Below are 20,806 nucleotides of genomic sequence, written 5' to 3'. Positions count from 1 at the left end.
AGATTGTATAAGGGTCAGACTCTAAATTTTCCGTTCAAGATTTTCAGTGTAAGGTCCAAGTGGAAAGCCTATTCTGAGAAGCTGTGGCTTGCATGGCTAATGCCGCGTCACATCACTTCCGACAGTTTCGGGGGAAATGTATTGTGTGAGTGGAATCAGGGAATGAGGATGATTGGGATTTACTGCAATGCTGTTGAGGTGATTGTGAATATGCCGTTGTTCTAGCCGGTGACTTCACCCGGTTTCGTTGGTGTGTCAGACTCAACATGGACTGGGGCACGAGAGATTTGATTTTTTCCCGCGAAGAGTGCTTTGACATCTTCGACCATTAAATAGAGGCAGGGTATCAAGATCAACAAAATAGCGGTGGAGAAGAGAATCCCAAACCCAAGAGAAATGGCCATTGGGATCATAAATCTGGCTTGCCGCGAGGTTTCGAATATCATGGGGGCGAGCCCCACGAATGTACTTACCGTGGTGAGAAGAATGGGCCGGAACCGTCGAATCCCAGCTTGTTTGATGGACTCGATGGGGCTCATACCGGCTTGGCGTTTTGTATTCGCATAATCAATCATGATAAGCGAATCGTTTACCACGACTCCCATCAGCGCGATAATACCCATGATGCTGATAATACTGATGCTATAGCCCATCAGCATGTGACCGATCACAGCCCCCACTATCCCGAATGGGATGGCCATCATGACAATGGCTGGCTGTATATAGCTTCGAAAAGGAATGGCCAACATCATATAGATGATCACAAGCGCTAACGTGGAACTGTAGAGAAAGCTATTGAGCGCATCCCGTAACTCTGCCCGCCGTCCCTCAAAGCTGTAACTCAGTCCTGGATAGTCATTGAGAAGCTGAGGAAGAATGTCGCGCTTGAGCGTGTTGAGGACAAGGTTGGTTTCTTTGATTGGTTGAACATTCGCCGTGACGGTGACTGTCCGATGTCCGTCCCGCCGAGTAATTTCCCGAAAGGCTCGACCTTTATCCACTCTGGCAACTTGATATAAGGGAATTTCTTGACCAGACTGGGTTTGTAGGACAAGATTTTCGATATCGTATTCGCTCGTTCGTTCAGTGAGCGGTAATCGAACGAGCACTTTAATCTCGTTGCGTCCTCGTTGTTGACGGAGCGCTTGAGATCCGTAAAACGCGTGACGAACTTGCCGGGCAATTTCTTGCGCGGTGAGTCCCACGCTTCTCGCCTCTTCACGAACGTGAAAGTTAATCTGTGGCTTTCCAGGTGAATAGCCATCGTCAACATCGTTGACGCTCGAAAATTCCCCAAGACGTTCGGCCAAAAGGCCGCTCACCGTATCAAGCTTCTCAATATCTCGATGACTCAATTCGACGCTAATGGACGGGCCACGTCCAGGGCCCCCACTGTCAGATTCAAAGCGCACATATTCAACTCCGGCGATAGCCGGGGTGTTTTCTCTCCAGAGTTGTGTGACGGTATTTGTGCTCAAGGGTCTGTCGTTTGGCGGTGGCAAATAGACGTGAACTTCAATCATGTTTTTTTGAACGAGAGTGAAGATGCCGGTTGAGACTGTTTGCCCCTTGTGTCTTTCCACCAGACCCTGTGCGGAATCAACCAGGAGATCGCGAACCCGTTGCATTTCTTGTGGTGGGCTTCCGAAGGGAAGCACGGCGGTGGCGCTGGCAAAATCTGCCTCAACCTTCGGCATCAAAATGAAGCCCATGCGTCCGCTGATGGGATACGCCAAAATTATGATAAAAATGCCAATCCCGAGAGAAAGGCTGAGGTACCGGTTTTCAATAGCTCGACGCAGAAACGGGCCGTAGGTGTCTTCAATGAAATGCGTAAAGGTTCGACTAAATCGTTGTTGATAGTGATGAAGGGCTTTCCCGAGCTTATTGGTGGGATTGGGATTCCCATGGGCTAAGTGCGAAGGAAGAATGAAGAGTGCCTCAATCCAAGAGATGATAAAGGCGGTCGACACGACAGCGGGAATGACCGCCCAAATTTTTCCAAAACCTCCTGGCACAAACATCAATGGGAGAAACGCCACAATGTTCGTGAGAATGCTAAAGCTTATGGGGAGTGCAATGTCTCGAGCACCGAGAATCGCAGCATCAATGAGGCTTTTCCCTTGTTGTCGATATTCGTAAATATTTTCACCAGCAATAATGGCGTCATCTACCACGATTCCCAGACCAATGATGACCGCAAACAGCGAAACCATGTTGATGGAAACCGACAGCAGTGGCAGGAACAACAGCGCACCGAGAAACGAGGTAGGAATTCCCACCGTGACCCAGAAGGCAAGTTTATATTCAAGAAAAATCGTGAGGACGACCAACACAAAGAGGAGTCCCAGAAATCCATTTCTGAGCAGAAGGGTCAGTCGTTGATGGTAGATTTCCGAACGATCCTTTTGAACGGCATACTGAATGGTCGGTGGAAGATCCTCTGCAATCTGAGCCATCGTCGACCGAACAGTCTCAGACACTTCGATTGGTGTTTGATCGCCTACTCTGAAGATTCCGATTCCAATCGCACGTTGGCCGTTGTAGGTGGCAAATATCTCACTGTTTTCAAATCCCTCAGACACCTTGGCAATATCACCCAGTCTGACGAGTGTGCCAGCCTGATTTGCGATGATGGGGATAGTTGTGAATTCGGAAGCCCAATTTCGCCGTTCTTGAACGCGAAGCAGGATTTCTCCGCTTGTGGTTTCGAGGCTTCCTCCTGATCGATCCAGGGCGGTCTCTGAAATTATTTGCGCAACCTTTTCTAAGGTCAGCCCGTAGGATCTGAGATTTTCTTGAGAAATCTCAATGTGAATTTCAAAGGCTCTAGCTCCCAGCAGTTCGATTTGCGTGACTTCAGGTTCTTGCAGAAGGCGGTCGCGAACCTGTTCTGCGGCCTCACGGAGGTCCCATTCTGATACGTCGCCGTACAGTTGTAGAGTCAAGACTTCACGACGATGGGTGTCCAGGCTAAACTGTGGTTCCTCCGCATCCTCTGGAAACGTGATAATGCGTCCAATGACTTGTTGGATGTCCTGGTAAATCTTTTGATTGTCAGAATTGCCAAGCAGCTCGACGACGACGGTGGCTTGATCTTCTGATGCGGTGGACAGCACTTCTTCAATGCCATCGAGGTTTTGAACGGCTTCTTCAATCGCGAGAATGACGCCCTGTTCCACCTCTTGAGGACTCGCTCCTGGAAAGGGAACCAAGATGGTCACGGTATCTTGCTCAAATTCCGGGAACACCTCTTGTTTAATCTGAGTGGTCATCAGCAGCCCACCGCATAACAACAGCAACATGAGCAAATTGGGGGTGACGCGATTGTGAACCATCCACGCCAGTGGTCCGGTCTGTGTAAGACGTTGAGAGGTGGCGGGCTTAGTGTCCATGCACGGAGTCGCTCTGGAGTTGAGCCTCAGCTGGAGTCATACGGATCAGGGCCATCCCTTCCGTTGGTGAAGGAATATCCGTCACGATGAGATGTTCTCCATGCTGAAGACCATTGGAAATCAGCACATCTTTGGGTCCTCGGAAAGCAATGTCGACCTGACGAATTTCAAGTGTGTTCTCAGCATTAAGTAGCCAAACGGTTTCTTGATCGTGAAGGATGTGTCGATCCACTTTCACCACGTGCTCCAACTCTTTTCCTTGTATTTCTGCCCGCAGATACGTTCCGAGCAGCACGGTGGGGCCTTCGGGATTGTTCGTGTAAAGATTTAAGGGATCCTGGATTGAGACGAGGATGCGAGCCATGCGTCCTTCCGCTTCAAGATCCGACAATAATCGAATGACAGAGCCGGTACGAAAGGCCGTCTCGCCCCAGACTGTGTCATGGTACAGTTTGACTGGAGAGCCTTTCTCGTTTGGTGTGCGGGGAATCTTGATCCAGCGCAATTGAGAGATTGGCACGGAGACCTCGACCCAATATTCCTTGCTGCCGACTAATGTCACAATGTCGGAGGCTGTTGTGATGTAGGTGCCTAAATCCACATGGCGCTGGAGCACGCTGGCATCAAATGGTGCGGTCAGGACGGTACGGGTCAGCATGAGTTTCGCCGATGACAGCGCAGCTTGGGCTGCCTGAACATTAGCCTTGCTCACGTTGAGCTGCGGAGAGCGAAGCACTAGCGCTTTTTCCTGCTCGGTAATGTCTTCTCCTAACAGGTCGAATTCCTGTTTTGCCACAGCCTGATTGCCTGCTTCAATTAACCACTCAGCCCGGGCCTTTTCCAGATCGGTCTGACGTTGTCGAACGTCCAGAATATAATCCTTCGGATTCAGCCGTAAGATGGTGCTGCCTTTTGTAAATCGACCGCCTGGCACAAGTTCAGGGTTGACTTGAATGATCTCACCATTCACCTGCGCGCGAAGGGTCATTCGCTGTGCGGGCTGAACGACACCCCATGCTTCAATCGAGATTGGATGCGTTCCGATGTGAATTTCCCTGGTGTCGACGAGACGCGCTTGAGGTGGTTTGGATTGTCGTTTCGGGTTCGGGCTGTTTTGGACTAAGGAAAATGCGATGCCTCCGGCAAGGGCTAGAATGAGGAGTGGGACGATAATTTTCAGGCCGAATTGAAGGCGTTGGCGTGTTGATGTCGATGTTGATGGCATGTCTATCGTGTTGAAAATCTGTTGTGTAGGTTAACCAGCCTGTGAGTTGAGTTCACGCTGGGTTGGGACTGGCAATTCCCATCCTCCAGCCAAGGCCTTGGCGAGATCAACCCGGAAGTCGATCAAGTTTCGTCGAGCTGCAAGAATTTGTCGTTCGAGTCCCTGTTGGCTAATCAGGGCATTGAGCACATCCAGAAAATCCGTGGCGCCTTGAACATATCGCGCACGTAGCCGTTCGATGACTTGCGTGGCGAGTTTGAGTTGACGTTCGAGGCTGAGTGTTTTTTCGCGTTGTTGGGTTTCCCGGGTCAAGGCGTCTTCGACTTCTCTCATAGCTTGCAAGACGGTCGATTCGTAATTGTTGAGAGCTTCTGAGCGAAGCGCCTCGTTTCGCTCCACTTCTGCGGCTCTTGCCCCAGCATCAATGATAGGCCCCACAACCTGCGCGGCCACTGTGGCCAGCCAACTGGAAAATAATCCTGCCGGTGTGGACGCAAAAGACCCTCCTGACAGTGTTGAGGTGATATTCGTGGTGAGGGCCCCCGTGAGGTCAATTCGTGGGAAACGATCGGCAATGGCCGCTGCGATACGTGCGTCTGCGGCTTGTACCTGATAGAAATTCCCTTGGACATCAGGGCGCCGTTGCAACACGTCTGCCGGCAGTCCGGTGTCGGGTAGCGGTGGCAATGTCAGAAGAAACGTGTTTTCCTGTAAAGCAAGCGATTTTGGAGGATGACCACCGAGGATCGCCAGTTGATGCGTGAGGGTTTCAATTTGCGCGACGACGTCCTTCATTTCACCATGCGTTTGTTCAATTAATTGTTGTTGGCGGAGAACATCCGCTGCACCAGCGAGGCCTTGACGAAACCGTAGGGTCACGAGGTGTAACACTTTTTTGTTGGTGGTGAATTGTTGCTCTAATACGTCCAATTGTCCTCGTTGCTCAATCAAGCTGTACCACGCTTTGGCAATTTCCGCTGAGAGCGTTAAGCCTGCTACTTTGACATCGGATTCACTCGCCAGCGCATCAAAGTGAGCGGCTGACGTGTTTGCACGAATTCTTCCCCACAGATCTAATTCATAGGCCATGGAGACGCCGAGTGAAAATCGGTCGGTTTCCAGCGCATTATTATCACGACTTCTACTGGCATTCACATTGCCGTCTAATGCAGGAAAGCGAGCAGCGCCTTCTCGCGCAAGAACAGCCTCTGCTTGTCGCAATCGGTCCCAGGTCGCGAGCAGCGACGGATTGTTTCCCATGGCCAGATCGATGAATGCATTGAGGTCGTCATCATGAAAGGCTTCCCACCATTTATCTGGTAATGCGGTTTGTCCGGATTGTGAAAACGCATGAGGTAGCGGAGCCTGTAATTCAATCGGGACAGCGTCGGACAGGCAGCCTGCCAATCCCAGCATCATCAGTCCGACGACGCTATGGTGGATAAGGGTGACCAATCTACTCATGACAGACCTATCTGACAAACAAGGCTCATCGTCCTGGAAGAAATTTATCGCAAGATTGTTATTCGCGTATATATATTCAGTATAACAACAAATGTTCAAACGCGACGAGGAGATCAAGCTTTTTTGTAAGAAAGTATTTCGAATCCTTGTTTTGACAAACTTTGATACAATTTTTCTTTTCACCTTTTGTCATTTCACGTCATAATGAAGGAGTGTACCCTTCGGACACGTTATGGAATCTTTACCTCATATTCTTATTGTTGACGATGAACCCTCCATACGAAACCCATTGGCTGACTATCTGAAGTTAAAAGGATTTCGCATACAGACCGCTGAAAGTGCTGCGGAAGCACGAAAAATTCTAGGCATCACCTCTATCGACCTTTTGGTGCTTGACATCATGATGCCCGGAGAGGACGGATTATCCCTCTGCCGCCATTTGCGTGATACGAAAGACATTCCGATCATTCTTCTCACGGCTATGGCAGACGAATCTGATCGAATTGTTGGCCTGGAGATGGGAGCGGATGACTATGTTGTGAAGCCGTTTAATCCGCGTGAACTCTTAGCACGCATTAAATCGGTGTTACGACGCGTCAATAGCTTGCCCAGAAAAGACCGAGAACCCTTGGCGAGCATGATGAAGTTCGATCGATGGACCCTTCATGTCCATCAACGGGAGCTGATGGGGGATGATCGCGTTGCGATTCCTCTCAGCACCAGTGAATTTGTGCTGCTGGTGGTTTTCTTGACCCATCCGCGAATGGTCCTTACCCGAGATCAATTGTTGGATTTGACCCGAAATCGTATGACCGATGTTGTTGATCGCAGTATCGACATTCAAGTGAGTCGCTTACGGAAAAAAATAGAAACGGACCCGAAGAATCCTATACTGATCAAAACGGTGTGGGGAGATGGGTATACGTTTACAGGGGAGGTCAGCCCCGAGTGACTGTTCTCGCGACACGAGTGCGGCGGTTGTATCCGCAGCGATTGACGGGGCAATTGATTGCGTTGCTTATCGCAGCGTTGGGCATTGCTCAAGTTGCCAATTTCCTGATTTTTATGGACGAACGCCGGGCGGCCACTCGATTAGTCGAACGGACGCAAATTTTGGAACGCATGGCCTCATTAATTCAGCTTATCGAAACGACGTCTCCGGCCATTCATCCCCAAATGGTGCAAGCGGCAAGTTCACGAAAGTTGTACTTTTGGTTTGCAGACACCAGTCCAGTTCCACCTCATGTGAGCCAAATTGACAATGACCTCATGACTCGTCTTCATGTATTGCTCGGTGAGCATGACATTCGTGACGTGCGATTATTGAGTCACGAACAACAGGTCGGAATGCAAGAGGCCATTGATTTGTCATGGGGTCATAAGCCGAAGGGCTCACCCTCTTCATTTTCCTTGTCTCAGGTAGATCCACCTGGTCTTGTGATTTCAGCTCAACTTGCGGATAGAAGATGGCTCAATGTTGGGTTAGGCATCAATCCACCTCTGATCCGGTGGGCCTTGCCAACGTTTTTTTCGATGACCTTAGCTGTGGGCAGCATTTGTCTTATTGTGGTGTGGATGGTTCGGCGCATTACTCATCCTTTGAAGGCGTTGGCAAAGGCCGCTGAAGCCGTTGGCCGTGGAGAAACCATTGACCCTGTTTCTGAAGATGGACCGGTTGATCTTCAGCACACCATCCGGGCCTTCAACCGCATGAATGCGCGTCTTCAGCGTTTTGTGCAAGATCGAACTCGCATGTTGGCCGCGATTAGCCATGATCTTCGCACGCCAATGACCTCCCTTCGGCTCCAAGTCGAATTTGTCACCGATGAAGAGATCAAAAGAAAGATGCTAACCACGTTGGAGGAAATGCAACGCATGAGTGAGGCGACGCTGGCCTTTGCGCGAGATGAGGCGTCTACTGAACAATCCCGCTCGGTCGATCTTGCCGCTCTTCTTGATAGCCTTTGCCAAGATTTAGCTGACCTCGGATTGAATATCAAATGGGACGGCATCGGTAAAACTCCATACACGTGCCGGCCCGTGAGTCTCAAGCGTGCGTTTCGCAATTTAATAGAAAATGCTGTGCTATACGGTCAGCAAGCACGAATTGAACTTCAATCGCTAGACCTGGAATTTCGTGTTTTGATTTATGATGATGGTCCGGGCATTGCGTCTCAGGATGCAGAGTTGGTTTTCCAACCCTTTGTTCGCCTAGAAGAGTCACGGAGTCATACAACGGGTGGGATCGGGCTTGGTATGGCTATCGCTCGATCTATTGTCAGACAGCACGGTGGCGATATTGTGTTGATTCATGATGACCCCAAAGGATTCTGCGTGAGAGTTCATTTACCCAAAGCCGACTCCCCGATTAGGTAAAGACCGTTGGGAATTCAGTTTTCAGCGGCGAATAAACTAGCCCTCTATTGTCGTTTGCGGGTTCGAACGGGTCCGCTAAGATGTCTGATTTGCCTTGAATTTGTAAGTTGTCCAACTAATCTCCAAATTGTTAGTGTATTGCCATTATGATTGTATGATGCTATAATGACAATACATTGTCATTATGAATAGTATTACACAACAAAACTACTCTCCTGAAGGAAGAGTTTTCACTCAACTTCTGTTCGAGGTGTTTAGGCTCTATGGGCGTTTCCTTGCGGAAGGGGATAAACTCGTCCAGCCCTTTGGCTTAACCACTGCCCGATGGAAGGTGGTGAGCGTTATTGCTCTGGCTAAGCAACCCGTAACAGTCCCGCAAATTGGCCGACGGATCGGGCTTTCACGTCAGAATGTTCAGCGGCTCGTTGATGTATTAGAGGAAGAAGGGTTTGTGGTCTGTCGAGAAAACCCAGATCATAAACGGGCCAAATTGGTCGCGTTAACAGAGAAGGGGGGGCGACACCATGAAGCCATCGTGGGTAAACATATTCCTTGGGCTAACCAATGTGTCGAAGGGATGAATCAGGATGATCTTGCCCAGACATTATCGGTGCTCAAGCGATTAACCCGTCAACTCGATCGCACGTAATCCTGACCTGATATCATAAGAGTTCTCCGAGAAAGAACTTTTGCAAGGATTGATGCATCTGATAGAGTGTAGATTCATCTGAATGCTTTGCTGGGCAGTCGTGCCGCTCGTAGTTTTAATTCAATCATTTTCAAGTTCACCAGCTAATGACGAGGTTCAACGAATGAAAACTATAGAAGAAGCCACATTTCCAATTACTGATTATCAAGACCGGCCTGTCGAAGAGTTATTCGACAGGATCGTGGCAGCCAAGAAAACGCTTGGCAGCCAAGTTTTGGTGCTCGGCCATAATTATCAACGGGATGAAGTCATTGTGCACGCGGATTTACGTGGAGATTCATTATTGCTTTCGAAGTTAGCGGCCGAACGTTCTGAATTTCCTAACGTGGTGTTTTGCGGCGTGCATTTTATGGCGGAAACGGCCGATATCCTGAGTCAGTCGAATCAAACCGTGATTTTGCCGGACTTAGCGGCAGGCTGCTCGATGGCCGATATGGCCGCGATCGAACAGGTGGATGAATGTTGGGATGCGCTCTCATTATTTATGCCGGTAGACGAAGTGGTGACACCGGTGGTGTATGTAAATTCGGCTGCGGACCTCAAGGCATTTTGCGGAGAACATGGCGGAGTGACCTGTACGTCGTCTAATGCCAAGGCGGTCATGGAATGGGCTTGGTCAAGGCGAGAGAAAATTCTGTTCTTTCCCGATGAACATCTTGGCCGCAATGTGGCGAATAAAATGGGGTTTCCCAAAGATGAAATGATTGTCTGGGATCCGTTTAAAACCAACGGGGGCAATACCCCTGAGGCGATTCGCAAGGCCAAGCTGATTCTTTGGAAAGGGCATTGTAGTGTGCATCAAATGTTTCAGCCACCGCATGTGGATTATTTTCGTAAGCAGTATCCAGGCATCCAGGTTATCGTTCACCCGGAGTGCCATGAAGATGTCGTGAATAAAGCCGACTTTGTTGGCTCGACAGAGTTCATTATTCAAACTGTCAGCAAGGCACCAGCCGGGACGTCCTGGGTTGTAGGCACAGAATTGAATCTGGTCAATCGACTCAAGGCCGAACAGACGGACAAGAAAGTGTTTTTCTTGTCTCCCCTGGTATGTCGATGTGCCACAATGTATCGAATTGATGCCGCGCACATGTGCTGGGCCATGGAAAACTTGGCGCAAGGACAAGTCGTGAATCAGATTTCCGTTCCTGATGATGAAAAAGTCTTGGCCAAGGTTGCGTTGGATCGTATGATGGCGCTGAGTTAACCTGCACACTTTCCTTCCACCGCTACTCTTTTCATCTCGCATGAATTTGTAACTAACCGTGGATTTTCTGCCGTTGTCTATACGGGACTCGTCAAAGTTTGACGGGTCCCGAAGGCACGGCTAGAATGCCAAAACATTCAAATGTTTTTCTAACTACTGAATATTCATGGACTATAAGCCGACCCTCAATCTTCCGCAGACAGATTTTCCCATGAAAGCCAATCTCCCTCAGCGGGAGCCAGCGCTCCTTGCTTGGTGGGAAGAGCAGCGCCTGTATGAAAAAATTCAGGAGGCTGGGGCGGAAAAACCTTTATATCTCCTTCATGATGGCCCTCCCTATGCCAATGGGAAAATTCATATTGGGCATGCGCTGAATAAGATTCTCAAAGACATCATAATTAAATATAAAACCATGGAAGGCTACCGGGTGCCTTATGTGCCAGGATGGGACTGCCATGGGTTGCCAATCGAACATCAAGTCACAAAACAACTTGGTGAGAAGAAAAAGAGTCTCACGGCCATTCAGCTCAGGCAAATGTGCCGTGATTACGCAAGTAAGTTTTATCAGATTCAGCGTGAAGAGTTTGAACGGCTTGGGGTGTTGGGAGATTGGGCGCACCCGTATCTCACGATGGATAAATCCTATGAAGCAGCCATTGTTGAAGAGTTCGGCAAGTTTGTTGAAAAAGGTGGCGTCTACAAGGGGTTGAAGCCTGTGTTGTGGTGTACGGCTGATCAAACGGCCTTGGCTGAAGCCGAGGTCGAATACGAAGACCATACCTCTCCCTCGATCTACGTCAAATTTCCATTTGAAACATCACCGTCCACGTTAGCGTCGCCGGATGTTTTTGGGATTCCGAGTCTGGCCGATGCGACGCAGGTCTCGATTGTGATTTGGACCACGACGCCCTGGACGTTGCCAGCCAATCAAGCCATCGCGATTCACCCTGACTTCGACTATGCCTTCATTCGCATCGGGAATGAGGTGTTGGTGATGGCTGAAAAGCTTGCCGATCAGGTAGCCAAAGCCTGCGGGTTGTCTGACTATCAAGTACTTGGCGTGAAAAAAGGCAAAGATCAATTTGAAGGTCTTGTTTGTGCGCGTCCCTTGACGAAAGGCCATTCTCCCATTTTGCTTGGAGATTTTGTCACCTTGGAACAAGGGACTGGGTGTGTTCACATTGCGCCGGGTCATGGGATGGAAGATTATCTGCTTGCGCTCAAATACAATCAGGCTCCGCAACAAAGCCTTTTGACGGAACCGTTGCACGTTGTGGTGCCTGTCGATCATATGGGACGATTCAAGCCGGAGGTTGAGGACTTTGCCGGTCAACCGGTACTCAAAGCCAATCCGGAGATTGTCAAGAAGTTAGAGGGGCTTGGCGTCCTTCTTGGTCATGGCTCAGTGAACCATTCCTATCCACATTGTTGGCGGTGTAAAAACCCGGTCATTTTTCGAGCAACCGAACAATGGTTCGTATCCATGGAGCAAGGCGACCTTCGTTCACGAGCACTTAAGGAAATTGATCAAGTCCAATGGTTTCCAGGACGAGGGCGGGATCGAATCTATGGCATGATTCTCAATCGACCGGATTGGTGTTTGTCGCGTCAGCGGATTTGGGGAACGCCGATTCCAGGGTTTACCTGCACGCACTGTGACAAACCCTTGGCAGATACGACTGTCATTGCACATATCGCGGGACTTATGCGAGATCGTGGAGCCGATGTCTGGTTTGAACTGTCAGCGGAGGAACTTTTGCCTCAAGGCACAGCATGTCAAGGATGCGGGGGGCAGGCCTTTAAAAAAGAACAAGATATTTTAGATGTCTGGTTTGAATCAGGCGTCAGTCATGCGGCTGTCTTACAGGCTAGGGATGCACGATGGTGGCCGGCAGACCTCTACCTCGAAGGATCTGACCAGCATCGTGGCTGGTTTCACAGCGCCTTGTTAACCTCAGTGACTACAAAAGAGTGTGCGCCATACAAAGCGGTGCTCACGCATGGGTTTGTCGTGGATGGCGAGGGTAAAAAAATGTCCAAATCTGCCGGAAATGTTGTGGCACCTCAAGACGTGATATCACAATCCGGAGCGGACATTTTACGGCTGTGGGTGGCATCACAGGACTATCAGGAAGACTTACGCATTTCGAAAGACATTTTAAAACAAACGGTTGATGCCTATCGAAAAATCCGCAATACCACTCGCTTTTTATTGAGTAATCTTTATGATTTTGACCCTGCTCAGCATCGCGTGGCCTATGATGATTTGTCACGAGTGGACCAGTGGGCCCTCTATCGTCTTGGCCGTCTGATTGCATCTATGCAGAAGGCGTATGGTGATTTTGAGTTTCGTCAGGCTGTCCATGAGCTTGACTATTTTTGTTCCGTGGACATGAGTGCGACATATTTGGATATTCTCAAAGATCGCCTCTACACCTTTCCGAAGAATTCAACGTTACGAAGAGGATCACAAACGGTCATTTTTGACATTGTCCTTGCGTTGTCCAAGCTTATGGCGCCGATTCTGAGTTTTACTTCCGAGGAAATTTGGCAGACCTTGCGGAAAAGTCTGTCTGGGGATGACGCGGTGTTGAGTGTGCATGTCTCGTCGTTTCCGAAGAGCGATCCATTATGGAAGAATGTCCAAGTCGAACAGGAATGGGTGACGCTGTTAGCCACGCGGACGGTCGTGCAAAGTGCGTTGGAAAAGCAGCGGCGCGAGAAAGTGATTGGGGCGCCGTTAGAAGCACGGTTGATGATTCATGCCACGGCAAAGCATTATGCGCTTCTCAAGCAATATGAATCTGATTTGCCTGCACTCTGTATTGTTTCGCAAGTACAGGTTGAGCAGAGTGACGTGTATGTAGCAAACCAAGGGCTTGTGGCTGACCCCGACCTCGAGGTGATGGTGAATGTGGAAAAAGCGGATGGGACGAAATGTGAACGCTGTTGGAATTATCGATTAGCTGTCGGAAAGGATTCTCAGCATCCCACATTATGTGAGCGGTGTGTAGAAGCGGTTATGTCGTAATTATGGGCAAACGATTTGCTATTCTGGCCTTTGTGAGTACAATCATCATTGTGGTTGATCAAATCACGAAGTCCTATATCGCCACGACGATGTACCTCCATCAGTCGATCATCATAATTCCAGAATATTTTAGTCTCACGTATATCCGAAATCCCGGTGCCGCCTTTGGAATTCTTGCATCGAGTAGTAGTGGATTCCGGATGGTGTTTTTTCTTATCACGTCGATTTTTGCGCTCGGCCTACTCCTGACCATTTTCGTGAGATTGCAGCCCAATGATTGGTGGGGGCAGCTGACGATCTCGAGTATTTTCGGTGGCGCGATTGGAAACCTGATTGATCGTCTGCAATTTGGGGAAGTCATCGACTTTCTGGACTTTTATATCAATGGTTATCACTGGCCAGCGTTTAATGTGGCCGATATGGCCATAAGTCTTGGCGTCTGCTCGTTATTCCTTCTGTTTGCGTTTGAAAAACGTAAGCCTGAACTGTCCCCGCAACAACCCCAAGAAGATCTTCGCTGAGCGTGTCGCATGAGAGCCGGCGTCTACTATTATCCTTTTAAGTCGAGTCTGACTCCTTTTACTGAAGAACGAGTGAGGCGGGGGAAATGCAAAGTGCAAAATTAAAAGTGGCGACGAACAACGCGCGACGAACGACAAGCGACGAGTAACGAGAAAAACGTATTACTGGGCAGGGGTTTTGGCGCGTGCAACCATTTTACAGTAGGAGCAGATGCCCGTACTTGTTGGTTGGCTGCAGGTGGTACAGGGTTGGAGTGTGCTTTGATCCGTTTCAGTCATGGAGCCGTGCGTGGTTTGCGCCTTTTCTTGCTTGGCGAGAAATTGCCAATAGAAGGTGTGCTTCGTGCCTGGTGATTCCGCTTCGAGTCGATTGAGCACGTCTTTATAGACTAGCATTTTTGCCCCTTTGGACATGGGGCATTCTTCTACCATGTAGTCAATCCGGTTGACGACGGCATAGGCGGCAATTTCTCGTTCAGTCAGTCGATAGAGAGGTTTGACCTTTTTGGCAAAGCCTTCCATTGATGCCGGAAGTGTGGGGCTTTGTTTCTGGAGATACTCTTCTTGCCAGTGGAGAACGTTGCCCAAGAGACGTGCGGCTTCGTCGTCTAAATTATGGCCCGTCGCCATGACATCGTAACCCCCTTGAATGGCCGCGCGGTTAAATTGATATCGTTTGATGGTTCCGCACGTTGAACAGGTCGGACGTCGAACCATGTTGGCCAGATCGGGAATACTTGCACCTTCTTCCTCTTCAACATTGTGAATGGTTAGTGTGGCTCCACATGGCGCGGCAATCCGTTCCGTGAATTGTTCGACTTTTTCGCGTGAACCTTCTGAATAGGCTCCAATGCCTTGATCAACATACAGTCCGTCTGCCCGATATCCAAGCTTCAACAGAATTTCCCACAGCGTCAGGCTATCTTTTCCGCCTGAGACTGCGACGAGAATGCGGTCGTCGGTGCTAAACATATTTTGAGATTTTATTGCCTTCTGCACCTGGGTTCTCACGAAATCTGTAAGACAGATTGAGCAAAAGGCTGTGTTGTGACGTGGCAACCGTAAGACGGCGCGGGCTGGACATTTTCGGCATTTCATGACATCCGCTCCGATCCACCGGAAATGACCGGACGAATTTCAATGACATCACTATCAGCTAACAGTTCATCTTCAGTCACGAGGTCTTGCCCACGAATCACGAGATAAGCTTCGGGAATCAGATGCAGATCTGTAAACAGATCACGCACGTGTTTTGGCCCTTTGATTTCTATATCGCGAGTGGGATGGCTCAGGTGGATCTTCATGAAGGCTGCATCATACGATTGTAGTTTGGTGCTTTGCAACGAGAAGATCCGCATTCGTGACGATCACGGGACAGAATCTGGTAGCTGAGGTGTAAGTAGCGAAAAGTAAAGATGAAAATATGTGTGGATGGGAAAGGCGAAACAGGCAGAGGAGAAGACTTCTGGGATTTCTATACTGTTTCCAATGTATTTCTGTTAGCCCCAGGGATCGAGAGATTGCCGGTGAGCCGCATCCCAGCTCATATCTGTGAGAAATTTATAAAATTTGTATGGTAAACCTGAAAGAAGGTGATAGAATTTAATCTCATTGTCTAAAAAGGAGAGAATCGTCATATTTCTTGGCAGTCAGAGTCATAATCGGGAGTCACCAAGGAAGGGAATTCCATGAACGACGCGCATCGCCCTATTGATCTGAAATGTATTAATACAATTCGAACGCTTTCGATGGATGCCGTCCAGGCGGCGAATTCAGGTCATCCAGGAACGGCCATGGCCTTGGCGCCTGTGGTCTATACCCTCTGGAACCAACTCTTGCGATTCGATCCTGCCGATCCCATATGGCCCAACCGGGACCGTTTTGTACTTTCCATCGGCCACGCCTCCATGTTGTTGTATTCCCTCCTTCATCTGTGTGGCGTGAAATCCGTGAATGCGCAGTACGAACGATTGGGTCAACCATCGGTGACGCTTGATGACATCAAACATTTTCGCCAATTGGAGAGTAAGTGTCCGGGGCATCCCGAGTATCGATGGACGTCGGGTATTGAAACGACGACTGGACCTCTGGGACAGGGTGTTGCCACAAGCGTAGGCATGGCCATGGCCGAACGATGGATGGCAGGATATTTTAATCGTCCGGACTTTGAAATGATCAATTATGATACCTATGCATTGTGTGGTGATGGGTGCATGATGGAAGGGGTATCCAGCGAAGCGGCGTCGTTAGCCGGGCATTTAAAACTCTCGAATCTCTGTTGGATCTATGACAATAATAAAATCACCATTGAAGGACATACGGCATGGGCGTTTAGCGAAGATGTGGCGACGCGATTTATCGCCTATGGATGGAATGTGACGAGAGTCGGCGATGCCAATGACCTCGATATGTTAGCGAGAGCGTTTGCCACTTTTAAGAAAGAGACGGACCGTCCAACGTTGATTATTGTGGATAGCCATATTGCATTTGGTGCCCCGAATAAACAGGACACGCATGCGGCCCATGGAGAGCCTCTTGGCGAAGAGGAAATTCGTCTCACTAAACGAAATTATGGATGGCCTGAAGAAGCAACCTTTCTCGTTCCTCCCGATGTGCCGCAACATTTCCAAGAAGGGGTTGGGAAGCGGGGGAAGGACATGCGTGAGGCCTGGATGACGCTCTTTGATGAGTATAAGAAACGCCATGCCGATCTGGCAGATCATCTCTACACCATGCAACATCGAGGGTTGCCTCAAGCCTGGGATGCGAATTTGCCAACGTTCCCTGCCGATGCGAAGGGCATGGCGGGACGGGAGGTTTCGGGGAAGGTGCTCAATGTGCTTGCGCAAAATGTCCCGTGGCTGCTCGGGGGAGCGGCGGATTTAGCACCTTCGACGAAAACCCGATTGACGTTTGAGGGGGCAGGGGAGTTTACCGCACAAGAGCCAATCGGGCGGAATGTTCATTTCGGTGTTCGCGAGCATGCCATGGGCGCTATCCTGAATGGCCTCTCGCTCTCAAAAGTCCGGCCTTACGGATCGGGATTTTTTATTTTCAGTGATTATGCCCGCCCTACCATACGGTTGAGTGCGTTGATGGAAATTCCAGTCGTGCATATCTTTACACACGACTCGATTGGTGTAGGTGAAGATGGTCCGACGCATCAGCCAATCGAGCAATTACCGTCGTTGCGGGCGATCCCTGGCTTGATTCTCTTGCGGCCGGCCGATGCTAATGAAGTGGTAGAAGCCTGGAAAATCATCATGCAGTTACGGCATGAGCCTGCGGTTTTAATTTTGACCAGGCAAGCACTTCCGACGTTGGATCGTACCAAGTATGCGTCAGCGTCCGGTGTGGCCAAAGGTGCCTACGTGTTAGCCGATGCGCCCAATGGTCAGCCTGAGGTCTTGTTGTTAGCCACGGGAAGCGAAGTCTCACTCTGTGTGGAAGCGCATGAGCAACTCATCAGCCAAGGCATCAACAGCCGGGTCGTGAGCATGCCGTCCTGGGAGTTGTTTGAACTACAATCTGTGGACTATCGCGAGTCCGTTATCCCACCCCACGTCACGGCTCGAGTGTCCGTGGAACTGGCGTCGACGTTTGGTTGGGCGCAGTATGTCGGGACAACCGGACAGAGTATCGGTATGAACACGTTTGGTGCATCGGCTCCGCTAAAGGAGTTAGCCAAGAAGTTTGGTTTTTCGGCAGACAAGGTGGTTGCTGCAGCAAAAGCTCAACTGAAACAGGCATAAACGTTGGTGATGTCGCCTGCGTCATCATGAAATCTGTGAAATCTGACGACAAGCATTCTGAACAGAAGAGTGTCGCGTGCGGTCTAATACTGTATTTCCGATGTCGAGGATGAGCATTTCTCATGAACTTTGAACTTGAAACATTATAGGCAAGGAGGCGTACTATGAATCCCCTCGTTCAACTTCGAGAGCAAGGACAAAGTCCCTGGTATGACTATATTCGCCGAGGCTTGATCACCTCTGGCGATCTGAAAACCCTCATTGATCAGGACGGGCTGATGGGGATGACCTCGAATCCCGCCATTTTTGAAAAAGCCATCGCCGGGAGCACCGATTATGACGATGAGCTGCAACGCGCGGCTTCCGAGCTCATCGGCGTAAAGGAGATCTATGAGCGAGTGGCGATTAAAGATATTCAGGATGCGGCTGATGTGATGCAAGGAGTCTATAAACATTCAGAGGGCCGCGATGGTTATGTCAGTCTGGAAGTCTCGCCAGACTTGGCATTTGATACGCAGGCCTCAATCGACGAAGCCGTGCGTCTTCACAAGGCCGTGAATCGAAAGAATGTCATGATCAAGGTGCCGGGAACATCTGAGGGGCTGCCGGCGATTGAAGAGCTGCTGTCACGCGGCATCAATATCAATGTGACGCTGTTGTTTAGTGTGAACATGTACGAGCAGGTGGCCTGGCGCTATATCCGTGGACTCGAACGTTTGGCCGCAAATGGTGGCGATGTCAGTCAAATCGCGTCGGTGGCCAGTTTTTTCGTAAGCCGAATCGACGGCCTCATCGATAAGCAACTCGAAGCCAAAATTAAGGCGGAATCAAATGCGGGTAAGAAATCCGTGTTGGAAGGGCTTCTCGGAAAAGTCGCGATTGCCAATGCCAAGCTCGCGTATGAAAAGTTTCAAGAAATTTTTGCAAGCAAAGAATTTCAAGCATTGAAATCTAAAGGCGCGCATGTGCAGCGGGTCTTGTGGGCGAGCACGGGGACCAAGAACCCCAAGTATCCCGATACGTTGTACGTCGATCATCTGATCGGAGCGGATACGGTCAATACTATGCCCGAAGCTACGTTTGCCGCGTTTCGAGATCATGGCACGGTGAAGGCCACAATCCAGGAAGGCTTGGACGACGCCAAAGCCACTATGAAGCAGTTAGCTGAAGCCGGTATTTCCATGGATGACGTGACCGACACGCTGCTGCGCGATGGCGCGAAATTGTTTGTTGATGCTTTTGATCAATTAATGGGTGCGATTAGCCGTAAACGCGCCGAGGTTCTTGGAGACAAATTAGATCGAGTCACATATGCTCTAGGCGAATGGCAGGCACAGGTTGATGAAAAGTTGACAGAAGTTCAAACGAATAACCTTGTTCGACGAATTTGGGCCAAAGATCCAAGCGTGTGGCATCAAGACCTTGGCCATCAAAAGATTATCCGCAATGCGTTGGGTTGGTTGAATATTTCACACGAACAATTGCCGCATATCGCGAAGCTCCAAGCTGTTGCGAGCGACATCAAGGGAGCCGGCTTTACACATATTCTGCTCTTGGGCATGGGAGGCAGTAGCCTGTGTCCGGAAGTCTTACGAATGACCTATGGCGTTATCAACGGGTATCCGGAATTGCATGTGCTGGATAGTACGGTGCCCGCACAGGTTCGAGCCTTTGAGCAACAGGTGGACTTGTCCAAGACGGTCTGCATTGTCGCCAGTAAATCCGGTTCGACGACGGAACCATTGGTGTTCCAGAAATATTTTTATGATCGCATGCAGCAAGCTGTCGGAGACAAGGCTGGACAGCACTTTATCGCGATAACCGATCCGGGGTCGTTGCTTGAAGGGGTGGCTAAGAAATTGAAGTTTAGACACATTCTTCTAGGCGTGCCTGAAATTGGCGGACGCTATTCGGCACTTTCGAATTTTGGAATCGTTCCCGCGGCTCTCATGGGCGTGAATATTGAAAAGTTTTTGCATCAATCCGAACGCATGCGACATTCCTGTGAGTCATCCGTGCCTGCTCAGGAGAATCCAGGAGTCAGACTGGGAGCGGTGCTGGGTACTTTGGCGAAAGCCGGTCGAGACAAACTTACGTTTGTGACATCCCCGGCCATATGGGATCTCGGCGCATGGCTGGAACAGCTTGTGGCTGAGAGCACGGGAAAAGAAGGCACGGGTATTGTTCCCGTTGACGGAGAATCTTTAGCCTCTCCGGAAGCCTATGGCCAGGACCGTGTTTTTGCCTACGTCCGTTATGCCAAAGAACCGTGCTCCGATCAGGATGCCAAAATCGCTGCGCTGGAGAAAGCGGGACATCCGATTATCCGTGTTGATCTCACCGACTTGCTCAACGTGGGCGCGGAGTTTTTCTTGTGGGAAATGGCGACGGCTGTCGCAGGGTCGATCCTTGGCATCAATGCCTTCGATCAACCGAATGTGCAGGAAAGTAAAGATTACACCAAAGCCTATCTCGATGAATTCAAGAAAACTGGGAAACTTCAGGAATCCAAACCGGTACTGATCGATCAAGCTGTGCAGGTCTATGCCGATGAAGCAAATCAGAAAGCCCTCAATGGCGCCTCCACGTTTGATGACGTGCTGGCGAGTCATCTATCCAGAGTGAAGCCTGGTGACTATGTTGCCATCAATGCCTATGTCGAGCATACGGATGAAGTGCAGGAGGTGTTTCAGCGGATGCGGACAAAAATTCGTGATGCCAAACAGGTGGCCACGACGCTTGGCTATGGGCCTCGCTTCTTGCATTCAACGGGGCAACTACATAAAGGTGGTCCTAATTCTGGCGTGTTTATTCAAGTGACCAGTGATGATGCCCAAGATCTGGCTATTCCCGATGAACTCTATACGTTCGGCGTCCTCAAAGCCGCGCAAGCGTTGGGTGATCTAAAAAGTTTAACCGCCAAAGATCGACGCGTCATTCGCGTCCATGTTGGCGCAAATGTGCAAAAAGGCTTAGAGCGGCTCGAGCAAGCTATTGAAGCTAGTTTTTGTGTGGGCAAACACTAAAGCTGCGTCTTCTCGAGTCGACTGCTAATCTAAACGAAGGTACATTACATTTAGACAACCAATGTGTTTCGCAGGGAAGCGAACGTCGTGGTTGAACAGC

General features: G+C 49.8%; 13 protein-coding genes. 8 read left to right on the top strand and 5 right to left on the bottom strand.

What is annotated here, in order from left to right; translation table 11 throughout:
• Positions 1-221 precede the first annotated feature (221 nt).
• Genes ACWHX8_RS15285 through ACWHX8_RS15275 form a run of 3 tightly spaced genes read right to left on the bottom strand, consistent with a single transcriptional unit; the run spans position 222 to position 6,084 of the window.
• Positions 222-3,395: an efflux RND transporter permease subunit gene (locus ACWHX8_RS15285; RefSeq protein ID WP_447968996.1), complete on the bottom strand. Its 3,174-nt coding sequence runs from the start codon at positions 3,393-3,395 to the stop codon at positions 222-224.
• Positions 3,385-4,620: an efflux RND transporter periplasmic adaptor subunit gene (locus ACWHX8_RS15280; RefSeq protein WP_447968995.1), complete on the bottom strand. Its 1,236-nt coding sequence runs from the start codon at positions 4,618-4,620 to the stop codon at positions 3,385-3,387. Before ACWHX8_RS15280 ends, ACWHX8_RS15285 begins: the two co-directional genes overlap by 11 nt.
• A 30-nt stretch (positions 4,621-4,650) precedes the next feature.
• Entirely contained in the window at positions 4,651-6,084 is a 1,434-nt protein-coding gene (locus tag ACWHX8_RS15275; RefSeq protein ID WP_447968994.1) for an efflux transporter outer membrane subunit, read from the bottom strand.
• 232 nt (positions 6,085-6,316) lie between these two features.
• Here ACWHX8_RS15275 and ACWHX8_RS15270 point away from each other — a divergent pair, with 232 nt between their 5' ends.
• From ACWHX8_RS15270 to lspA, 6 genes are all read left to right on the top strand, one after another.
• The gene (locus tag ACWHX8_RS15270; RefSeq protein WP_447968993.1) at positions 6,317-7,036 is read left to right on the top strand and encodes a response regulator; all 720 of its coding nucleotides are present in this window, start codon (positions 6,317-6,319) and stop codon (positions 7,034-7,036) included.
• A complete protein-coding gene (locus ACWHX8_RS15265; RefSeq protein ID WP_447968992.1) occupies positions 7,033-8,460 on the top strand; it encodes an ATP-binding protein in 1,428 nt (475 codons plus the stop codon). The genes ACWHX8_RS15270 and ACWHX8_RS15265 overlap by 4 nt, the downstream gene beginning before the upstream one ends.
• A gap of 184 nt (positions 8,461-8,644) precedes the next feature.
• Positions 8,645-9,109 (top strand): MarR family winged helix-turn-helix transcriptional regulator, encoded by a 465-nt coding sequence (locus tag ACWHX8_RS15260; RefSeq protein WP_447968991.1) that lies wholly within the window; start codon positions 8,645-8,647, stop codon positions 9,107-9,109.
• A gap of 163 nt (positions 9,110-9,272) precedes the next feature.
• Positions 9,273-10,376, top strand: coding sequence for a quinolinate synthase NadA (gene nadA / locus ACWHX8_RS15255; protein WP_447968990.1), 1,104 nt, complete (start codon positions 9,273-9,275; stop codon positions 10,374-10,376).
• A 166-nt stretch (positions 10,377-10,542) separates the two neighbouring features.
• The gene (ileS, locus tag ACWHX8_RS15250) at positions 10,543-13,407 is read left to right on the top strand and encodes an isoleucine--tRNA ligase (protein WP_447968989.1); all 2,865 of its coding nucleotides are present in this window, start codon (positions 10,543-10,545) and stop codon (positions 13,405-13,407) included.
• 2 nt (positions 13,408-13,409) lie between these two features.
• Positions 13,410-13,928: a signal peptidase II gene (lspA, locus tag ACWHX8_RS15245; protein WP_447968988.1), complete on the top strand. Its 519-nt coding sequence runs from the start codon at positions 13,410-13,412 to the stop codon at positions 13,926-13,928.
• 162 nt (positions 13,929-14,090) lie between these two features.
• Here the strand turns inward: lspA and ACWHX8_RS15240 are convergent, their stop codons facing one another.
• Positions 14,091-15,026 (bottom strand): ATP-binding protein, encoded by a 936-nt coding sequence (locus ACWHX8_RS15240; protein WP_447968987.1) that lies wholly within the window; start codon positions 15,024-15,026, stop codon positions 14,091-14,093.
• On the bottom strand, positions 15,023-15,232 hold the full coding sequence (locus ACWHX8_RS15235) for a MoaD/ThiS family protein (RefSeq protein ID WP_447968986.1): 210 nt from the start codon (positions 15,230-15,232) through the stop codon (positions 15,023-15,025). Before ACWHX8_RS15235 ends, ACWHX8_RS15240 begins: the two co-directional genes overlap by 4 nt.
• Before the next feature lie 384 nt (positions 15,233-15,616).
• Between ACWHX8_RS15235 and tkt the strand changes: the two genes are divergently transcribed.
• Both tkt and ACWHX8_RS15225 read left to right on the top strand, forming a co-directional pair.
• A complete protein-coding gene (tkt, locus tag ACWHX8_RS15230) occupies positions 15,617-17,680 on the top strand; it encodes a transketolase (RefSeq protein WP_447968985.1) in 2,064 nt (687 codons plus the stop codon).
• A 164-nt stretch (positions 17,681-17,844) separates the two neighbouring features.
• Complete coding sequence (locus ACWHX8_RS15225; protein WP_447968984.1) at positions 17,845-20,706, top strand: bifunctional transaldolase/phosoglucose isomerase; 2,862 nt, start codon at positions 17,845-17,847, stop codon at positions 20,704-20,706.
• The last annotated feature ends 100 nt before the right edge of the window (positions 20,707-20,806 follow it).

Source organism: Nitrospira sp. M1 (genome assembly GCF_965152605.1).
This window is presented reverse-complemented; position numbering and strand designations above follow the sequence as displayed.